The organism is Virgibacillus sp. SK37 (assembly GCF_000725285.1).
Lineage (GTDB): Bacteria > Bacillota > Bacilli > Bacillales > Amphibacillaceae > Virgibacillus_Q.
This window is the reverse complement of record NZ_CP007161.1, coordinates 2,116,256-2,134,200: the sequence shown is the minus strand read 5'-3', so window position 1 is coordinate 2,134,200 and position 17,945 is coordinate 2,116,256. Positions and strand designations below refer to the sequence as shown.

Below are 17,945 nucleotides of genomic sequence, written 5' to 3'. Positions count from 1 at the left end.
AAGAATACGTTAACCGCCCCACTTTTTTCTTTTAACCCTAATTGGTAAAAGAGTGTCAAACATGCAGGATGTCATGACAGGAGGCGCTGTCTATGCCAATAAAAATGTTCTACTGCTGATTAATTCTCGTTACGGCGAATTAACTTCAACTATTTGGGGTACCCCTGTTCTTCAGAAGATAAGATGTTTTGGTTGAAACCAATTACACCTTCATATTTCAAACCTTAAGAAAAGCTGAACTGTGAAAGAGAAGATCTCTAATCAACATTTGAAATGCTTTTTTTGCATATATATTAAAGGACAAGGAGGAGGTGGATCTTTCATGCGTTATAAAGAAATAAGCGGGAAAGAGATAGTTGATGTAAACCAAGGAGCAAGGTTGGGTATTTTGGGGCAGACGGATATGGAAATCAACGAAAGGACCGGACAAATTGAATCTTTTATTATTCCTAATTACAAATGGTTTGGTCTAAAAAAAGAAGGTGAGGAAACAAGGATACGCTGGGATTCGATAAGGAAAATAGGGGATGACATGATCATTATTGATCCAGACAAGATAAGATGAATTTTGAAAAGGTTGAAATACCTGTCGTCATTGATCACAGAAAGCTATTCTCATTTCCTCGGTACGAATCGATTGTCTCAAATAGAAAGTATTTGGAAGATGAAGCAAATTAACTATTATATAGGCTGATTACTCTAAGGGGTATCAGCCTTTTTTATTGGAAATTTTACTATGCGAATCACTAACATAACGAACGCACATAAGCTATAAAGAAGTTAATTCAGAAGCACAAAGTTTGGAGGGTGTTTATATAAATGGGGCAAAGACAGATTGCAGTTATAGGTGGGGATGCACGTTATTTAGAATTAATTCGTCAACTGCAGACTCTAACCGAAACAACCATTTTCCTTGTAGGTTTTGATAAATTAGCACAAGGATTCACAGGATCACAGCAAATTGAATTTAATGATATAGAACCTTCCAAATTGGATACTGTTATTTTACCAATTACAGGAACCGATATGGAGGGAAATGTTGATACTGTTTTTTCGGATAAAAAAATTCGTTTAGAAAAACAATGGTTTAAAAAATTAAAAAGCTCATGCTTGGTGTTTACAGGAATAGCTAATGACTATCTGAAGGAAGCCACGGTAAGTGCAAACGTCCACTTAGAAGCTTTATTGAACAGGGATGATGTAGCAATATATAATTCAATTCCAACTGCAGAAGGAACAATTATGATGGCAATTGAACATACTGATTATACGATTCATTCTTCACGTGTTATTGTAGTCGGGTTTGGAAGAGTGGGTCATACAGTGGCTAACAAATTTTCAGCATTGGGAGCGAAAGTTTCGGTAAGTGCAAGTAGCATAAAGGATCTAGCGAGGATTGATGAGATGGGGTTAAATCCAATTCCATTAGAGGAATTACCTAATAATACAGCTTTATGTGATTTAATCATTAATACTATTCCAGCACCAGTGGTGGGAAAGCAATCCATCCAACAACTTCCTTCTAATGCCTTGATAATTGATTTAGCTTCCAAACCTGGAGGAACAGACTTCGATTATGCTGAGCAGCGGGGCATTAAGGCTATTCTATCACCAAGCTTACCAGGCATGGTAGCTCCGAAAACAGCCGGTAAAATACTGGCAGATGTTATTAAACAGTTTATATTAAGCAATTAGAAGGTTTAGAAATGAAAGGAGAGGGGATATAGTATGAGTCTGGAAGGTAAGCGTATTGGATTCGGTTTTACTGGGTCTCATTGTACCTATGATCAAGTTTTTCCTCAATTAGAGAGGTTAATGGAGCAAAAAGCAGAGGTTGTACCAATTGTTACGTATACGGTAAGGTCTACAGATACTAAATTCGGTAATGCAGAAGATCATATTGACAAAATCGAAAAGATTACAGGCAAGTCTGTAATCACAACAATGCAGGAAGCTGAGCCGCTTGGTCCGAAATACCCACTTGATTGTATGGTTATAGCCCCATTAACAGGGAATTCACTTAGTAAAATGGCGAATGCCCTAACAGATTCTCCTGTGCTCATGGCTGCAAAAGCCACGATGCGAAATCAAAGTCCAGTCGTTTTAGGAATATCCACCAATGACGCTTTAGGGTTAAATGGTGTTAACCTAATGCGATTGATGGCAAGTAAGTTTATTTATTTTATACCTTACGGGCAAGATGATCCATATAAAAAGCCTAACTCCCTTGTAGCTAAAATGGACTTATTAAGTGAAACAGTAGAATCTGCACTTCAATTTAAACAACTTCAACCAGTTATTGTTCCTCATCATGATTAAACTATGATAGAATTAAAAATTAGAAGTAATTTTATATAAAGGAGAATGGAAGGGAGAACCGAGGATGTTACAAAAAGAATTATACAATGTAGCAATATTAGGAGCGACAGGCGCAGTAGGAAAAAAAATTATGCGCTTACTAGAAGAAAAGGATTTTCCGGTAAAACAACTAAAACTATTATCCTCAAAGCGTTCAGCTGGAAAGCAAATGATATTTAAAGGGGAAAGTGTAACCGTAGAGGAAGCTACTCCTGACAGTTTTAAAGATATTGATATCGCATTATTTTCAGCAGGTGGATCTATATCCAAACAACTTGCTCCTGAAGCTGTGAAACACGGTGCAGTAGTAATAGATAATACGAGTGCTTTCCGAATGGATGAAAATGTGCCTCTTGTGGTGCCTGAAGTAAATAAGGAAGATCTGAAAAAGCATGAAGGAATTATAGCCAATCCGAACTGTTCAACTATTCAAATGGTAGCAGCATTAAAGCCAATTCAAAATGCTTTCGGAATAGAACGAGTAATCGTATCAACCTATCAGGCCGTATCAGGTGCAGGTGCACAAGCAAATAAAGAATTGGAGAAACAATCAAAAGACTTTTTTGAAAATGGTACAATGGAAGCCGAGATTCTACCTGTTAAAGGGGATAAGAAGCATTATCCAATTGCTTTCAACGCACTTCCGCAAATTGATGTATTTCAGGAAAATGGTTATACCTTTGAAGAAATGAAAATGATAAATGAAACTAAAAAGATTTTGCATCAGTCTGATCTGTCTGTTGCTGCGACATGTGTTCGACTTCCGTTCTTTACTTCCCATGCTGAAAGTGTATATATTGAGCTGGCTAAAGACGATGTTAAGGTTGCAGACCTATGGAATGAATTAAAAAATGCGGAAGGTGTAGTATTAGAGGATGACCCTACTAATCAAACATATCCGACCCCATTAAGTGCAGCAGAGAAAGAAGAAGTATTTGTAGGACGTGTTAGAAAAGATCTGGATAATGACCGAGGCTTTCATCTTTGGGTTGTATCCGATAATTTGATGAAGGGCGCTGCCTTAAATACAGTACAAATTGCAGAAACATTAATTAAGAATAACTGGTTAAAATAATAGAGGTGTTTTATGATGCAGGTTGTAGTTCAAAAATTTGGTGGAACTTCTGTTCAGTCAGAGGAGAACAGGGAACATGTAATTAGGCATATTAAAGATGCATTAGTCGAAGGGTTTAAAGTAGTGGTTGTTGTATCTGCACTGGGCAGAAAACCAGATCCTTATGCAACAGACACATTGCTGGATCTGGTTGACTTTCCTGCGAACTATAATTCCAACAGGGAAATTGATTTATTACTTTCCTGTGGAGAGGTAATTTCTTCTGTGGTTCTATCTAATGAACTACAGAAAAATCATGTCGCAGCTACAGCATTAACAGGAGCTCAAGCAGGTTTTATTACGACAGAAGATTATAATCAAGCTAAAATAATTGAAGTTGACCCTACACGGGTTGGGACTGACTTGGAAACCCATGATGTTGTGGTGGTTGCTGGTTTTCAGGGACAAACAAGTTCAGGTGAAATTACTACAATAGGCAGAGGCGGTAGTGATACTACTGCAGCTGCCTTGGGGGCTACATTAGCGGCGGAACGTATAGAAATTTTCACGGACGTTAACGGAATAATGACCGCTGATCCCCGGGTTGTTGAATCAGCAAGACCTATTGATGTAGTGACATATACAGAAATATGCAATTTAGCATACCAAGGTGCAAAGGTAGTTCACCCAAGAGCAGTGGAGATCGCTATGCAAGCAAAGATACCGATGAGGGTAAGATCAACTTATTCCGAAGAAAATGGGACGTTGGTAACTTCCTCAAGAGTACTTGATAGAGGAACGGATGTTTCTGAACGACTGATTACAGGAATTGCTCATATTTCATCAATCACTCAAATTCGCGTGCATTCCAAAGAGGATGGGTTTCGTCTTCAGTCAGATGTGTTCAAAGCAATGGCGGAGGCAGGAATTTCTGTTGATTTTATTAACATATCACCAACTGGAGTAATTTATACCGTTGCAGATATGTTTGCAGAAAAGGCAGTGCGAATCTTAGAGACATTAGGCTTCCAGCCGGAAACTACTGCAAATTGTGCTAAAGTTTCTGCTGTTGGAGCGGGTATGACCGGAGTTCCAGGGGTTGCTTCAAAAATAGTTCAATCTTTAACGGATGCGAATGTTCAAATACTCCAATCTGCTGACAGTCATACAACAATCTGGGTGCTTGTGCACAACAAAGATCTAAAGATTGCTGTCAATGCCTTACATGAAGTCTTTGATTTGGGAAATAGGAATTAATGTATATCAAGTTTCTTAATTAAAGAAAGGTGATAGAGAATGAATTTTGGTCGTGTTTTAACAGCAATGGTAACACCATTTAACACTCGTGGTGAAGTAGATTATGACCAAACCACGAAACTAATTGAATATTTAATTGAACACGGTACAGATGGTTTGGTAATTGCTGGAACGACAGGTGAATCACCAACACTAACTTCAGCGGAAAAAATTGGTTTATTTAAACATGTAGTAAAAGTGGCCAACAAGCGCATTCCAGTTATTGCTGGTACAGGAAGCAATAATACGGCATCATCCATTTCACTAACAAAAGAAGCTGAAGCATGTGGAGTGGATGCCATTATGCTTGTGACACCCTACTATAACAAACCGAGTCAGCAAGGGATGATCGAACATTTCTCTGCAATAGCTAAAGAAACGGATTTGCCAATCATGCTCTATAATATTCCTGGCCGATCAGTTGTTAAAATGACTGCCGATACAATCGTTCAATTAAGTAGAGTTCCAGGGATTGTTTCTATTAAAGATGCAACCGGTGATATGGAACTAGCTGCAACCGTTATTGAGAAAACAGGAGATGATTTCAGTTTTTATAGTGGAGAGGATAGTATGACACTTCCTCTGCTGTCTCTCGGAGCCGTAGGAGTAGTCTCTGTTGTATCCCATGTGGCAGGAAAGGAAATGCAAGAAATGGCAGCTCAGCTTCACAATGGAAGTATAGAAAATGCAGCATCTATTCATCGGAAACTCCTTCCAACCATGAAAGCAATGTTTATGGCCCCCTCACCTGCCCCGGTTAAAGCTGCTTTACGTTTGAAAGGAATAGATACGGGAAATGTTAGACTTCCTTTAACCGAACTTTCAAAGGAAGATGAAGAAAGATTGCAAAACTATCTGTAGTTAAAAGTAAAGGCGAAAAAACCGACTTGAGTAGTCGGTTTTTTATTATGCATGTACCTCTTCAGATTTGCTCATACTATGGCAAGAGACCCAATGAAGGAGTGTGGCATATTAATGAATAAAGAAACTGAAAAAAAGGAAGATCAAAATCAAGAACAGCAAACAAACTCTTCCTCTATCGTGCAAAAAATCCAACAGCTGGGACAATCTAACATTCCCGCGGCCCCAGATTCCAATATCCATGTATTATCGATTATTGGACAGGTAGAAGGGCATATACAGCTTCCGCCTCAAAATAAAACAACGAAGTATGAGCATTTGTTACCTCAATTAATTGCAATTGAGCAAAATCCGAAAATAGAGGGTATGATTATTTTACTAAATACAGTAGGTGGCGATGTCGAAGCAGGATTGGCGCTAGCTGAAATGATTGCTTCTATATCTAAACCGACCGTATCCATTGTTCTTGGAGGTGGTCACTCGATTGGAGTACCAATCGCTGTAGCAACAGATTATTCTTTTATAGTCCCTACAGCTACGATGACAATTCACCCGGTGAGACTTACTGGATTAGTAATTGGCGTACCACAAACTTTTGAGTATTTGGATAAAATGCAGGAAAGAGTAATTAATTTTGTTATCAATCATTCAAATATTAAGGAAGAAAAATTTAAAGATTTGATGTTTGCTAAGGGTAACTTAACAAGAGATATTGGTACAAATGTGGTCGGTGCAGACGCAGTAGAATACGGGTTGATTGATGATGTCGGCGGCGTAAAAGAAGCTATGGTTAAGCTAAATGAAATGATTGGACAGAGTAATGAAACCGGAAATCAGGTGATTCAATGATATTATATACACCTTTAACGCAAGAAGAGATTTTTCCGGAAGAAGAAAATACAAATAGAGAATATATCTCCTATGAAGGAAGAACTATTTGTGTAAATAAGACAGCAGATGGAGAATATCAACTGGTACAATTATTATCGACGGACCCGCAGGACTTTCTTAATGATAAATATACACCTGGAAGAATTCTACCTTAAATACCTATATAATCAATTTATACTTTCTATTTATGATATAATTAGATTATATATAGAAACCCTTGTCATATCTGGCAAGGGTTTACAACTTCGTGAAAGTTCTTGTTTAAAGAGGTGAGAAAGATTGGCAAAAAAAAGACGTAAGAAGAAGAACAATAAAATAAAAAAACAACTAAAACTGGAATTACTTGGACTACTTTTTATATTCTTGGCAATATTCGGTAGCGGTGCCAGTGCAATCAGTGATGGAGCGATACCAGGTGGGTTGGAATATTTTTTCAGATTCTTTCTTGGTATATGGTACTTTGTAGCATCATTATTTCTTATGATAACAGGATTACTTCTAGTAATTAAAAGAAGGTATCCTGATTTTTTCAACAAAAAACTTATCGGTTTTTATATTTTATTTACTGGTATTTTATTGATGACTCATATTCAAGCTTTTGATAGATTGTTAGTTAATGAAAATGTATCTATTTTAGGGATGACTTGGGAGCATTTTATAGCATTTATAAATGGAGAAGGTAATGCTGCAGCTTTGGGGGGCGGTATGGTTGGTGCTATTCTGTTTATGTTTAGTTACTATCTATTCTCCCTGGTAGGCGCAAAAATCGTGGCTTCATTTTCAATCATTATTGGTATAATCTATATGACCGAATTTTCTGTGGGTGATTTTTCTTCTAAATTACTTAAAAGACTTTCTTCTACATTATCTAATATTCGTAACAGGCGAAAAGAGAGAATGGTAGAAAAAAGAGAGATAAAGAAAACAAAACAAGAAAGTGAAAAAGCAGGCGTTGACAACAAATATGAAGAAAAAGAAGAGCCTGTCATTCAGGATTTTACGGATACGGCATATTCTTATCATGAGCCTGAAAGGGAAATGCCGCCAAAACAAGAAAATGAGCAAGTCACATCGAACGAATCAGAAGACTCAGCGAAAGAAGACCCAATCGAACATTTACCAATGACGGAAGTGGAAAACTATGAATATGTGTTGCCCTCTCCTACATTATTGGCAGAGCCTTCACATAATTCTCAGCAAAATGAAAAGTCGCAAATCCAGGCCACTGTAAAGAAACTGGAGAAAACGTTTCAAAGTTTTGGGGTGAAGGCTCGTGTAACTAAAGTAAATGTAGGCCCTGCAGTTACCAAATATGAAATATACCCCGAAGCAGGCGTGAAGGTAAGTAAAATTGTCAGTCTACATGATGATCTTGCCTTAGCTCTGGCAGCTAAGGATATACGTATAGAGGCTCCTATTCCCGGGAAATCAGCTGTAGGTATTGAAGTTCCAAATCAAGAAATAGCTATGGTATCTTTACGGGAAGTACTTGATAATTCAATGAGTAATCTAAAATCAAAATTATTATTTGCTTTGGGAAGAGATATTTCGGGAGAGGCTATTGTGGCAGAACTAAATAAGATGCCCCATTTATTAATTGCAGGAGCAACAGGCAGTGGTAAAAGTGTCTGTGTTAATGGGATTATTACCACAATATTGATGCGTACCAAACCACATGAGGTAAAAATGATGATGATAGACCCAAAGAAAGTGGAACTAAATGTTTACAACGGAATTCCGCATCTCTTAGCACCTGTAGTAACTGATCCGAAAAAAGCCTCAAGAGCTTTGAAAAAGGTTGTTTCCGAGATGGAAAGAAGGTATGAATTATTCTCTGACACAGGTACACGTAATATCGAAGGATATAATGAATATATCCGTAAATATAATCAGTCGGCAGAAGAAGAACAACCAAATCTTCCTTATATTGTCGTATTAGTAGATGAATTGGCTGATCTGATGATGGTTGCATCCAATGACGTAGAGGATGCCATTACCAGATTGGCACAAATGGCACGTGCTGCGGGCATCCATCTTATTATAGCAACACAGCGCCCTTCCGTTGATGTTATTACAGGCGTCATTAAGGCAAACATTCCTTCCAGGATAGCGTTTAGTGTATCTTCCCAAACGGATTCACGTACAATACTGGATTCAGGAGGTGCGGAGAAACTATTAGGAAGAGGGGACATGTTGTTTATGCCTGTTGGTGCTTCTAAGCCAGTCAGGGTCCAAGGAGCATTCTTATCTGATGAGGAAGTAGAACGGATCGTTGATCATTGTATTGATCAACAAAAAGCTTCATACCAAGAGGAAATGATCCCAGAAGAAAATAACGAAGTAAAAGAAGAAGTAGATGATGAATTATATGAGGAAGCAGTTCAGCTAGTAACAGAGATGCAAAGTGCTAGTGTATCTATGTTACAGAGGCGTTTTCGTGTAGGCTATACGAGGGCTGCAAGATTAATAGATGCGATGGAAGACAGAGGAATTGTAGGCCCTTATGAAGGTAGTAAACCAAGAACTGTTCTGGTGAGTCAGGCAACGGAAGAACAAACATCCTAGAACAAAGAACAGTTTAATCTCCATCTTTCTATTGTTCATAGATAATAAAGATCTCAGCGAATATCGGACAACTGAACAATTTTAATTATGAAAAACCGAACTGATTCATGTTTATACAGAATGCTGGTTCGGTTTTTTCTTGTGAATGAAAGAAGTAAGTCATGTTTTATGGTAGTATACCACGTGTACTAATTATAATAATTCTTTTAAAAACAAGTTTGGACTGCGAACTGTGGGTCTAACATTGCCTAAGATGTGATCCATTTTACTTAGCGATGAAATTTGTACCTCTTTAATATACTTTTTTCACTTTTTTTAGCACGTTATCACTACTGTTTTCCCCCTACTCATAGAAAAATTCGGAATTTGTACAAAAGTTTTTGAGGAAAATGTCCTATAGCTATTTATTTATTTTTATAATAATGATATATTTATGAAAGACAAAGAGTCGAACGTCAGAAGTCAGATGTCTGGTAAACAAGTTGGGAAAAGGGGGGATTTTATGTCAATAAAGATGGATTCACGTCACTTATACTTGCAAGTAATCGATCAAATAAAACGAGATATTGAAAGTGGAAAATATAAGGAAAAAGAGAAGCTTCCTTCTGAATTCCAACTGTCCAAGCTTCTAGGAGTGTCACGTGCTACTTTACGCGAGGCATTGCGAATTATGGAGGAAGATAATATTGTTACTAGAAGACATGGTGTTGGTACTTTTGTTAACCCTAAACCAATATTCTCTTCAGGAATTGAACAATTAAATAGTGTTACATATATGATTGAACAATCAGGTAAGAGTGCTGGGTCTCAATACCTAACAACCGAATTTGTGAGCCCAACTGAAGAGGAACGTGAAAAATTTCATCCAAAACAGATAGAAACGCTTGCAAAAATCGAAAGAGTGCGTACTGCTGATAATAAACCAGTAGTATTTTGTATTGATAAAGTCCCTGAACATTTAATTCCATTAGACAGAGTACATAAAGAAGATTCATTATTTCAATTAATGGAAGAATATGCTGGGAAACGAATCGCCTATGCTGTTACTTATATAGAACCAATTGGGTATCATGATCGAATTTATGATATTTTGAATTGTGAACCGGAGCAATCTTTGTTGTTGTTAAAACAAATGCATTACACGAATGAAGATGAACCTGTGTTATATTCAGCCAATTACTTTAGACCTGACTACTTTAGTTTTCATGTTTTGAGAAAAAGAACCTAGCACTTTCTAGGACACTAATGAAAAGGTTTTCATATATTTCGGGAGGTGATGGCCAACGTAATAAGCGGTTCACGAGTAATTATTTTCGTCACAAAACATTAATAATGGGGGTTAGAAAATGAAAGATCGTAAATTTATTTTATTATTTGCATTATTGCTTGGACTGACTATGGTTCTTGCTGCTTGTGGAAGCGGTTCCGATAAGGAAGAAAAAGAAAGTGGTGGAGATAGCGGTTCTTCAAAAGAAGCTGCAAATGAAGACTTCAGTGCAGCGATGGTAACAGATATTGGCGGTGTGGATGATAAATCCTTTAACCAATCTGCATGGGAAGGATTGAAAGAGTGGGGAAAAGAAAACGGCCTTGAAAAAGGTAATGGCTTTGACTATGCTCAATCAAATGAAAAAGCAGACTACATTCCAAACCTTAATCGCTTAATCAGAGATGAATATGATTTGATTTTTGGTATTGGTTTTGAACTGAAAGAAGACTTACAAAAAGTTGCTGAACAATATCCTGAGACACATTTTGCCTTGGTAGATGACACAATAGAAGCTGATAATGCAGTAAGTATCACTTTTAAAGAACATATTGGTTCATTCCTTGTCGGCGTGGCAGCTGCTCAAAAAACAGAATCAAATAAATTGGGATTTGTTGGTGGCGTAGATTCTCCATTAATTAATAAATTCGAATCAGGATTTATTGCAGGAGCTAAATCTGTAAACCCTGATATTGAAGTTGAAGTAGAATATGCTGAGTCATTTGGTGATCCTGCAAAGGGGAAGATTATTGCTTCAAATATGTACAACAATGGAATTGATATTATCTATCATGCTTCCGGCGGAACTGGAAACGGTGTATTTAATGAAGCCAAAGATATTAAGCAAAATGATCCTGAACGCAAAATTTGGGTAATCGGTGTAGACCGTGACCAGCATGAAGAAGGACAAATCGGTGATCATAATGTAACACTTACATCAATGGTTAAACGTGTAGACGTTGCAGTTAAAAATGTTACTGAACAAGCAATGAACGGTGAATTCCCAGGTGGAGAAAAACTTGAATTCGGTCTAGAAGAAGATGCAATTAATGTTGCAACAACAAATGAGGATGCAATGACACAAGAAATCGTTGATTCTGTAAATGAATGGAAAGAGAAAATTCTAAACGGTGAAGTGGAAGTACCTCAAACACATGAAGAATTAAAAGGATTTATTGATTCACTATAATAATAGATTAATAGAGAAAGTTAGGTTTATGACATCTATTATGTGTAAAGAAGGAAGGCTGGGCAGACCAGCCTTTCCATTCTTTTCTAACTAAATTTTCAACTGAAGAGAATAATTGAAAATTGTTCTTTTCACTTGGTAATTTTAGTGAATAATTAAATAGTGCAAAAAGGACAGATGTTATGAATGGGTTTATGAGGGGGGAGTATAAATGGATTATGTAATAGAAATGTTAAATATACGCAAAGAGTTTCCAGGTATTGTAGCAAATGACAATATTACTGTTCAACTGAAAGAAGGTGAAATCCATGCCTTATTAGGAGAAAATGGGGCTGGAAAATCTACTTTAATGAATGTTTTGTTTGGGTTATACCAACCTGAAAAAGGTGAGATTCGTGTTAGAGGGAAGAAAGTCGACATCACTAATCCTAATATAGCAAATGATTATGGGATAGGAATGGTGCATCAGCATTTTATGTTAGTAGAACCTTTTACTGTTACTCAAAATATTATTTTGGGCAGTGAACCAACTACTAAATCCGGAAAAATAGATATTAAAAAGGCAGAGCGAGAGATTCAGGAATTATCAGATCGTTATGGATTGAAGGTCGATCCAACCGCCAAAATTAGTGATATTTCCGTAGGGATGCAACAACGGGTGGAAATTCTTAAAACATTGTACAGAGGGGCAGAGGTTCTAATCTTTGATGAGCCAACAGCTGTGCTTACCCCCCAGGAAATCAATGAGTTAATTGAAATAATGCGATCGTTAATTAAAGAAGGTAAATCAATTATTTTAATCACCCATAAATTGAAAGAAATTATGGAGGTATGTGATCGATGTACAGTTATCCGCAAAGGGAAGGGTATTGGTACAGTAGATATTAAAAATACTACCACAAATGAACTGGCATCACTTATGGTGGGTAGGGAAGTAAGTTTCCATACAGAGAAACAGAAAGCTGAACCAGGCCAAACAGTCCTAGAAATAAAGGACCTTTTTGTTAAGGATACTAGAAAAATAGACTTGGTAAAAGGCTTAAATCTCGAGGTGAAAGCAGGAGAGATAGTCGGAATAGCTGGGGTTGATGGAAATGGACAATCTGAATTGATTGAGGCGATCACCGGTTTGAAAAAGTCAAATTCAGGGACTATAAAGTTAAATAATAAGGATATTACAAACCTGAACCCAAGAAAAGTTACGGAAAGTGGCCTTGGTCATATACCTCAGGATCGCCATAAATATGGATTGGTCTTGGATTACCCAGTTGCTGAAAATATTGTACTACAAACCTACTATAAGAAACCGTACTCCAAAGCTACTGTTCTCAATTTTAAAGAAGTGTATGATAAAGCTGAAAAATTAATTCAAGAATATGATGTGCGAACCCCAAGCGCTTCCACCCTTGCTCGTGCGCTTTCTGGAGGGAATCAGCAAAAAGCTATCATTGGAAGAGAAGTAGATCGGTCACCTGATTTATTAATAGCTGCTCAGCCTACCAGGGGACTGGATGTAGGCGCGATTGAATTTATTCACAAAAAGCTGATTGAAGAGCGGGACAAGGGAAAGGCAATCCTACTCGTATCTTTTGAATTGGATGAGATTATGGATGTCAGTGATCGTATTGCTGTTATGTTTGATGGGAAAATTGTTGCTAATGTTACGCCGGAGGCAACGAATGAACAACAATTAGGTCTTTTAATGGCAGGTAGTCAACTAAGTGAGGCAGGTGAGCATAATGACTCAGAATAATAGGCTATTTGGAATCTTAGTTCCAATAATTTCAGTACTTCTTGGACTACTTGCTGGTGCAATTATTATGCTGGTCTCTGGCTATAATCCAATTGAAGGTTATGCAGCTTTGTGGAACGGCGCGTTTGGTGATGCATTTACAATGGGGGAAACAGTCAGAAGAATTACTCCACTAATTTTAACCGGGTTGGCTGTTGCGTTTGCCTTCCGATCCGGATTATTTAACATAGGTGCCGAGGGACAGGTAATTGTAGGCTGGCTTGCTGCTGTATGGGTCGGCTTAGCAGTGGATGCGCCAATGATTGTGCATTTGCCTCTTGTATTAATTGTTGCCATGCTTGCTGGTGCTCTTTGGGGATTTGTTCCAGGTTTATTAAAAGCAAAATTAGGAGTTCATGAAGTGATTGTAACAATTATGATGAACTATATTGCTCTATTTATTACGAACGAAATTATTCGTAATGTGTTAACTGAGCAAAAAACAACAACAGAAGCCATACCGGCAACAGCTTCTTTAGCTTCGGAATGGTTACAGACATTGACGTTTTTCTCAAGGATGCACTATGGAATTCTTGTAGCATTGTTTGCTGCAGTAATTATGTGGTTTATTGTTCAACGTACTACAATCGGATATGAACTGAAGGCGGTAGGTTTTAATCAACACGCCTCTAGATATGCAGGAATGAATGTAAGTAAGAATATTATCCTATCAATGGTGATATCAGGAGCATTTGCCGGGCTCGCAGGAGCGATGGAAGGTGTAGGTACGTATGGCACGATTTCTGTTATGTCTGGTTTTACAAATCTTGGGTTTGACGGAATAGCTGTTGCGTTACTTGGGTCCAACAATGCTTTAGGTGTTGTTCTAGCAGCAATTCTCTTTGGGGTTCTTAAGGAAGGAGCCGGTCAAATGCCAACGAGTGCTGGTGTTCCTACTGAATTAGTTGACATTATAATCGCATTAATTATTTTCTTTGTTGCATCTAGCTATATAATTCGCTGGTTCTTACTTCGCTTTCAAAAGGAGGGGAAATAAATGATTGATATTTTACAATCACTGATCCCGACAGTGTTATTCTTTTCAGCTCCATTAATTTTCACAGCATTAGGCGGAGTATTTAGTGAACGTTCCGGTGTTGTTAATATAGGCTTGGAAGGGCTAATGGTTATGGGTGCTTTTGTAGGGATTGTTTTTAACCTAACCTTTGCTGATATTTTTGGATCGTGGACTCCATGGGTCTCCATTATCGTTGCTACTGTAATTGGGGCCATATTTTCTATTATTCATGCAGTAGCTTCCGTATCGTTTAGAGCTAATCAGGTAGTAAGTGGTGTAGCAATCAACATGTTAGCTTTGGGAATTGGAGTTTACTTAACAAAACAATGGTATGGTAAAGGGCAGACAGATATGGTTTCAGAACCGTTCTTTAGAACAAATATCCCTGTACTGGCAGATATTCCAATTATCGGACCTATTTTCTTCCAAGGAATATATGTCACATCTTATATCGCTATTATTTTTGCTTTCATAGCGTGGTATGTATTATATCGCACTCCATTTGGTTTGAGACTTCGTGCTGTTGGTGAGCATCCAATGGCTGCAGATACAAATGGTATTAATGTGTATCGTATGAGGTATATTGCTGTTCTTCTTTCCGGTGCATTAGGTGGTTTGGGTGGATCCGTATTTGCTCTAACCATTGTTTCTAACTTTTCTCACTCGACTATTGTCGGACAGGGCTTTATGGCACTTGCAGCGGTGATATTTGGGAAATGGCATCCTTTGGGCGCGATGGGCGCTGCACTTTTCTTTGGTTTAGCACAAAGTTTGAGTGTAGTAAGTGGCGGAATTCCTGTATTGCAGGATGTTCCTCAGGTGTTCTTGTTAATTGCACCGTATGTACTTACAATTCTTGCTTTAGCCGGCTTTATAGGGCGAGCGGAAGCTCCACGTGCGAACGGAGAACCATATATTAAAGGAAGCAGATAATATGATTTCTTACTGACTTACTATGTATTTATAGCAAGTCAGTTTTTTTTGTTTTATAATGGATTATAATTGGAAGATATGTGCAGAATAAGAAAAGTAAGCTAAAGGGTATATTTAGACATTTACTGGAGGTTATAGAATGCTGGGATTTACTGAAAGTGTCAAAAATGAAAAAGGTTTTAACCTACACTTTATTAAAACAAAGAAATATAAGACATTAACAATTGTTGTTAAAATAAAAGGCAAACTAGATCGAGAAACAATTACGAAAAGAGCCCTCCTTCCTTATATTTTGCAGCAAGGAACAGAAAACTATGCAACCAAACAGGAATTGCAAAAGAAACTTGCTGATCTGTACGGTGCAAGCCTATCTGTTGATGGAGGTAAAAAAGGAGAGAGTCATATTTTAAGTCTCAGGTTAGAACTTGCAAATGAAAAGTTTGTGCCTGATGCTTCCAGTATTACAGAGGAAGGGATTGCTTTATTGAATGAGCTTCTTTTTCATCCGAGGACAGTAGAAGGTTCTTTTGACCATGCCGTTGTACGAAGAGAAAAAGATACTTTGTTAAAAAAAATCCAATCTGTACAAGATGATAAAATGGCTTATGCAAATACAAGGCTGATTGAGGAAATGTGTGAAAATGAAGCTTACCGTTTACACGTCCATGGTTATGAAGAAGATCTACCCGAAATAGATAGCACTAATTTATACAACTATTATAAAAAAATGTTAATGGAAGATCAGATTGATATATATATTCAGGGAGATTATGATGAAGCATACATTAGCGACTTTCTTTCTCCGATGCTTCATAAGGAATTAGCAGATAAAGACAGCAATGTGCCAACAGGACAATCTTCTCAACAGACTAAAAAGCAAATAATAAAGCCGAAAGAAATAATTGAAAAGCAACAACTTCAACAAGCCAAGCTTCATATTGGATATCGAACAAATGTAACCTTCCAGGATGACGACTATTTTGCTTTACATGTATTTAATGGCATATTTGGTGGATTTCCCAGTTCTAAATTGTTTATCAATGTAAGAGAAAAAAACAGTCTTGCATATTATGCTGCCTCCAGGATGGAGAGCCAAAAAGGATTATTATTAGTATTCAGTGGGATTGCGCCAGAGGATTATGAAAAAGCGCGCGACATTATTAGACTTCAAGTTGTTGCAATGAAGAATGGAGATTTCTCTGAAGAGGATATGAAGCAGATAAAGGAATTGATAACAAATCAACTACTAGAAACAATGGATCATCCCCAAGGTTTGATCGAATTATTATATCAGCAAGTATTATCTGATTGGATCTTACCTCCAAATAAACTTATCGATAATATAAATAAAGTAACGAAAGAGGATGTAATCCAAGTAGCAAAGAAGCTGGAAGAAGATACGTTATATTTATTAACAACAAAGGGGGATTCTTCCGATGAATAGCAATAAGTATTCACATATAGAAGAGACTATTTATTCAGAGAAACTTGCCAATGGATTAACTGTACTCTTATTACCAAAAAAAGAAATGGCGAAAACATATGGTCTTTTTACAACAAATTATGGGTCGATAGATCAGACATTTGTACCTATCGGTGAAGAGAAAAAGGTCACTGTCCCTGAAGGAGTTGCACATTTCCTCGAACATAAGCTCTTTGAGAAAGAGGATCGAGATGTATTTGCCGATTTCGGAAAGCAAGGAGCATCTCCGAATGCTTATACCTCATTTACAAAGACTGCTTACTTATTTTCCGCTACCAATCATATTGAAAAGAACGTACAAACATTGATTGACTTTGTACAGGATCCATACTTCTCTGAGAAATCGGTGGAAAAAGAAAAAGGAATTATTGCTCAAGAAATTAAAATGTATGATGATCAACCTGATTGGCAATCTTTTATGGGAACTATAAAAAGCATGTTTAAAAACCACCCCGTGAACATTGATATAGCTGGAACGGTTGAGTCGATCCATTCTATTACGAAAGATGATTTATACATGTGTTATCACACGTTTTATCATCCGGAAAACATGACCTTATTTTTGGCGGGTAACTTTGAAGCCGGAGAAATGATGTCTCTCATTAAAGAAAATCAGGAATCGAAGCAATTTGAAAAAAATAATGATATTTTAAGGGAGTTTCCAGACGAGCCAGAGCATGTAGCCCAAAAAGAAACTCACATAAATATGCCTGTATCCATACCAAAGTGTACGGTTGGTATTAAGGAATCTGTTCGTGAGCTTTCCGGCAATGACTACTTACAAAAGGATTTATTACAAAATATGCTACTTAGTCATTACTTTTCAAAGAGTGGCCCTTTTTATCAGGAATTATATGACCAAAATTTAATTGATGATAGTTTTTATTTTGAAACGAATTTAGAAAAGAATTTCGGCTACACATTAATCGGCAGTAATTCTGCAGAGCCGGAAAAGTTTGCGGCTAAAGTAAAGAAACAACTATTATCGACTAATCGTATTCAACTTTCAGCTAATGAATTCGAGCGTATGAAAAAGAAAAAAATTGGTCAATTACTGAGACAGATGAACTCCTTAGAGTTTATTGCCAACCAATATACTCAATATCACATGCTAGGTATTGACTTTTTTGAAATTATCCCTGCAATACAAAAACTCACTCTTGAAGAAGCAACTCAATTCCTTCATCAGTGGATTTCTGAAGAAAGAATAGCTGTTTGTACTATTTCAGCTAAATAAG

General features: G+C 37.2%; 16 protein-coding genes. All 16 read left to right on the top strand.

The annotated features are described in order from the left end of the window. The first annotated feature begins 322 nt into the window (after positions 1-322). The 16 genes from X953_RS11025 (at position 323) to yfmH (ending at position 17,944) form a co-directional block, all read left to right on the top strand. Entirely contained in the window at positions 323-565 is a 243-nt protein-coding gene (locus X953_RS11025; protein WP_040955623.1) for a YlmC/YmxH family sporulation protein, read from the top strand. Positions 566-819: 254 nt separating this feature from the next. Then, the gene (gene dpaA, locus X953_RS11020) at positions 820-1,695 is read left to right on the top strand and encodes a dipicolinic acid synthetase subunit A (protein ID WP_040955622.1); all 876 of its coding nucleotides are present in this window, start codon (positions 820-822) and stop codon (positions 1,693-1,695) included. A 33-nt stretch (positions 1,696-1,728) separates the two neighbouring features. After that, positions 1,729-2,319, top strand: coding sequence for a dipicolinate synthase subunit B (dpaB, locus tag X953_RS11015; RefSeq protein ID WP_040955621.1), 591 nt, complete (start codon positions 1,729-1,731; stop codon positions 2,317-2,319). A 64-nt stretch (positions 2,320-2,383) separates the two neighbouring features. After that, positions 2,384-3,433: an aspartate-semialdehyde dehydrogenase gene (asd, locus tag X953_RS11010; RefSeq protein WP_040955620.1), complete on the top strand. Its 1,050-nt coding sequence runs from the start codon at positions 2,384-2,386 to the stop codon at positions 3,431-3,433. Between the two features lie 15 nt (positions 3,434-3,448). Next, on the top strand, positions 3,449-4,669 hold the full coding sequence (gene dapG, locus X953_RS11005) for an aspartate kinase (RefSeq protein WP_040955619.1): 1,221 nt from the start codon (positions 3,449-3,451) through the stop codon (positions 4,667-4,669). 39 nt (positions 4,670-4,708) lie between these two features. Beyond that, positions 4,709-5,569: a 4-hydroxy-tetrahydrodipicolinate synthase gene (gene dapA, locus X953_RS11000; RefSeq protein WP_040955618.1), complete on the top strand. Its 861-nt coding sequence runs from the start codon at positions 4,709-4,711 to the stop codon at positions 5,567-5,569. A gap of 114 nt (positions 5,570-5,683) precedes the next feature. Further along, positions 5,684-6,418, top strand: a complete 735-nt coding sequence (locus X953_RS10995) for a ClpP family protease (protein WP_040955617.1) — start codon at positions 5,684-5,686, stop codon at positions 6,416-6,418. Continuing rightward, positions 6,415-6,615: a YlzJ-like family protein gene (locus tag X953_RS10990; RefSeq protein WP_040955616.1), complete on the top strand. Its 201-nt coding sequence runs from the start codon at positions 6,415-6,417 to the stop codon at positions 6,613-6,615. Before X953_RS10995 ends, X953_RS10990 begins: the two co-directional genes overlap by 4 nt. A gap of 124 nt (positions 6,616-6,739) precedes the next feature. Then, positions 6,740-9,025 (top strand): DNA translocase FtsK, encoded by a 2,286-nt coding sequence (locus X953_RS10985; RefSeq protein ID WP_040955615.1) that lies wholly within the window; start codon positions 6,740-6,742, stop codon positions 9,023-9,025. Between the two features lie 502 nt (positions 9,026-9,527). Beyond that, positions 9,528-10,253, top strand: coding sequence for a GntR family transcriptional regulator (locus X953_RS10980; RefSeq protein WP_040955614.1), 726 nt, complete (start codon positions 9,528-9,530; stop codon positions 10,251-10,253). 118 nt (positions 10,254-10,371) lie between these two features. Continuing rightward, a complete protein-coding gene (locus X953_RS10975; protein WP_040955613.1) occupies positions 10,372-11,481 on the top strand; it encodes a BMP family protein in 1,110 nt (369 codons plus the stop codon). Between the two features lie 211 nt (positions 11,482-11,692). Then, complete coding sequence (locus X953_RS10970; RefSeq protein ID WP_040955612.1) at positions 11,693-13,234, top strand: ABC transporter ATP-binding protein; 1,542 nt, start codon at positions 11,693-11,695, stop codon at positions 13,232-13,234. Beyond that, positions 13,221-14,270, top strand: coding sequence for an ABC transporter permease (locus X953_RS10965; RefSeq protein ID WP_040955611.1), 1,050 nt, complete (start codon positions 13,221-13,223; stop codon positions 14,268-14,270). Before X953_RS10970 ends, X953_RS10965 begins: the two co-directional genes overlap by 14 nt. Beyond that, positions 14,271-15,224 (top strand): ABC transporter permease, encoded by a 954-nt coding sequence (locus X953_RS10960; RefSeq protein WP_040955610.1) that lies wholly within the window; start codon positions 14,271-14,273, stop codon positions 15,222-15,224. It begins immediately after the preceding gene. Between the two features lie 139 nt (positions 15,225-15,363). Further along, positions 15,364-16,668, top strand: coding sequence for an EF-P 5-aminopentanol modification-associated protein YfmF (yfmF, locus tag X953_RS10955; RefSeq protein WP_040955609.1), 1,305 nt, complete (start codon positions 15,364-15,366; stop codon positions 16,666-16,668). Then, complete coding sequence (gene yfmH / locus X953_RS10950) at positions 16,661-17,944, top strand: EF-P 5-aminopentanol modification-associated protein YfmH (RefSeq protein ID WP_040955608.1); 1,284 nt, start codon at positions 16,661-16,663, stop codon at positions 17,942-17,944. Before yfmF ends, yfmH begins: the two co-directional genes overlap by 8 nt. The last annotated feature ends 1 nt before the right edge of the window (position 17,945 follow it).

Coding starts and splice junctions, on each gene's coding strand:
- X953_RS10980 (WP_040955614.1), top strand. CDS start 9,528: ATGTCAATAAAGATGGATTCACGTCACTTATACTTGCAAGTAATCGAT.
- X953_RS11025 (WP_040955623.1), top strand. CDS start 323: ATGCGTTATAAAGAAATAAGCGGGAAAGAGATAGTTGATGTAAACCAA.
- X953_RS10990 (WP_040955616.1), top strand. CDS start 6,415: ATGATATTATATACACCTTTAACGCAAGAAGAGATTTTTCCGGAAGAA.
- dpaB (WP_040955621.1), top strand. CDS start 1,729: ATGAGTCTGGAAGGTAAGCGTATTGGATTCGGTTTTACTGGGTCTCAT.
- yfmF (WP_040955609.1), top strand. CDS start 15,364: ATGCTGGGATTTACTGAAAGTGTCAAAAATGAAAAAGGTTTTAACCTA.
- X953_RS10965 (WP_040955611.1), top strand. CDS start 13,221: ATGACTCAGAATAATAGGCTATTTGGAATCTTAGTTCCAATAATTTCA.
- asd (WP_040955620.1), top strand. CDS start 2,384: ATGTTACAAAAAGAATTATACAATGTAGCAATATTAGGAGCGACAGGC.
- yfmH (WP_040955608.1), top strand. CDS start 16,661: ATGAATAGCAATAAGTATTCACATATAGAAGAGACTATTTATTCAGAG.
- X953_RS10970 (WP_040955612.1), top strand. CDS start 11,693: ATGGATTATGTAATAGAAATGTTAAATATACGCAAAGAGTTTCCAGGT.
- X953_RS10975 (WP_040955613.1), top strand. CDS start 10,372: ATGAAAGATCGTAAATTTATTTTATTATTTGCATTATTGCTTGGACTG.
- dapA (WP_040955618.1), top strand. CDS start 4,709: ATGAATTTTGGTCGTGTTTTAACAGCAATGGTAACACCATTTAACACT.
- dpaA (WP_040955622.1), top strand. CDS start 820: ATGGGGCAAAGACAGATTGCAGTTATAGGTGGGGATGCACGTTATTTA.
- X953_RS10995 (WP_040955617.1), top strand. CDS start 5,684: ATGAATAAAGAAACTGAAAAAAAGGAAGATCAAAATCAAGAACAGCAA.
- dapG (WP_040955619.1), top strand. CDS start 3,449: ATGCAGGTTGTAGTTCAAAAATTTGGTGGAACTTCTGTTCAGTCAGAG.
- X953_RS10960 (WP_040955610.1), top strand. CDS start 14,271: ATGATTGATATTTTACAATCACTGATCCCGACAGTGTTATTCTTTTCA.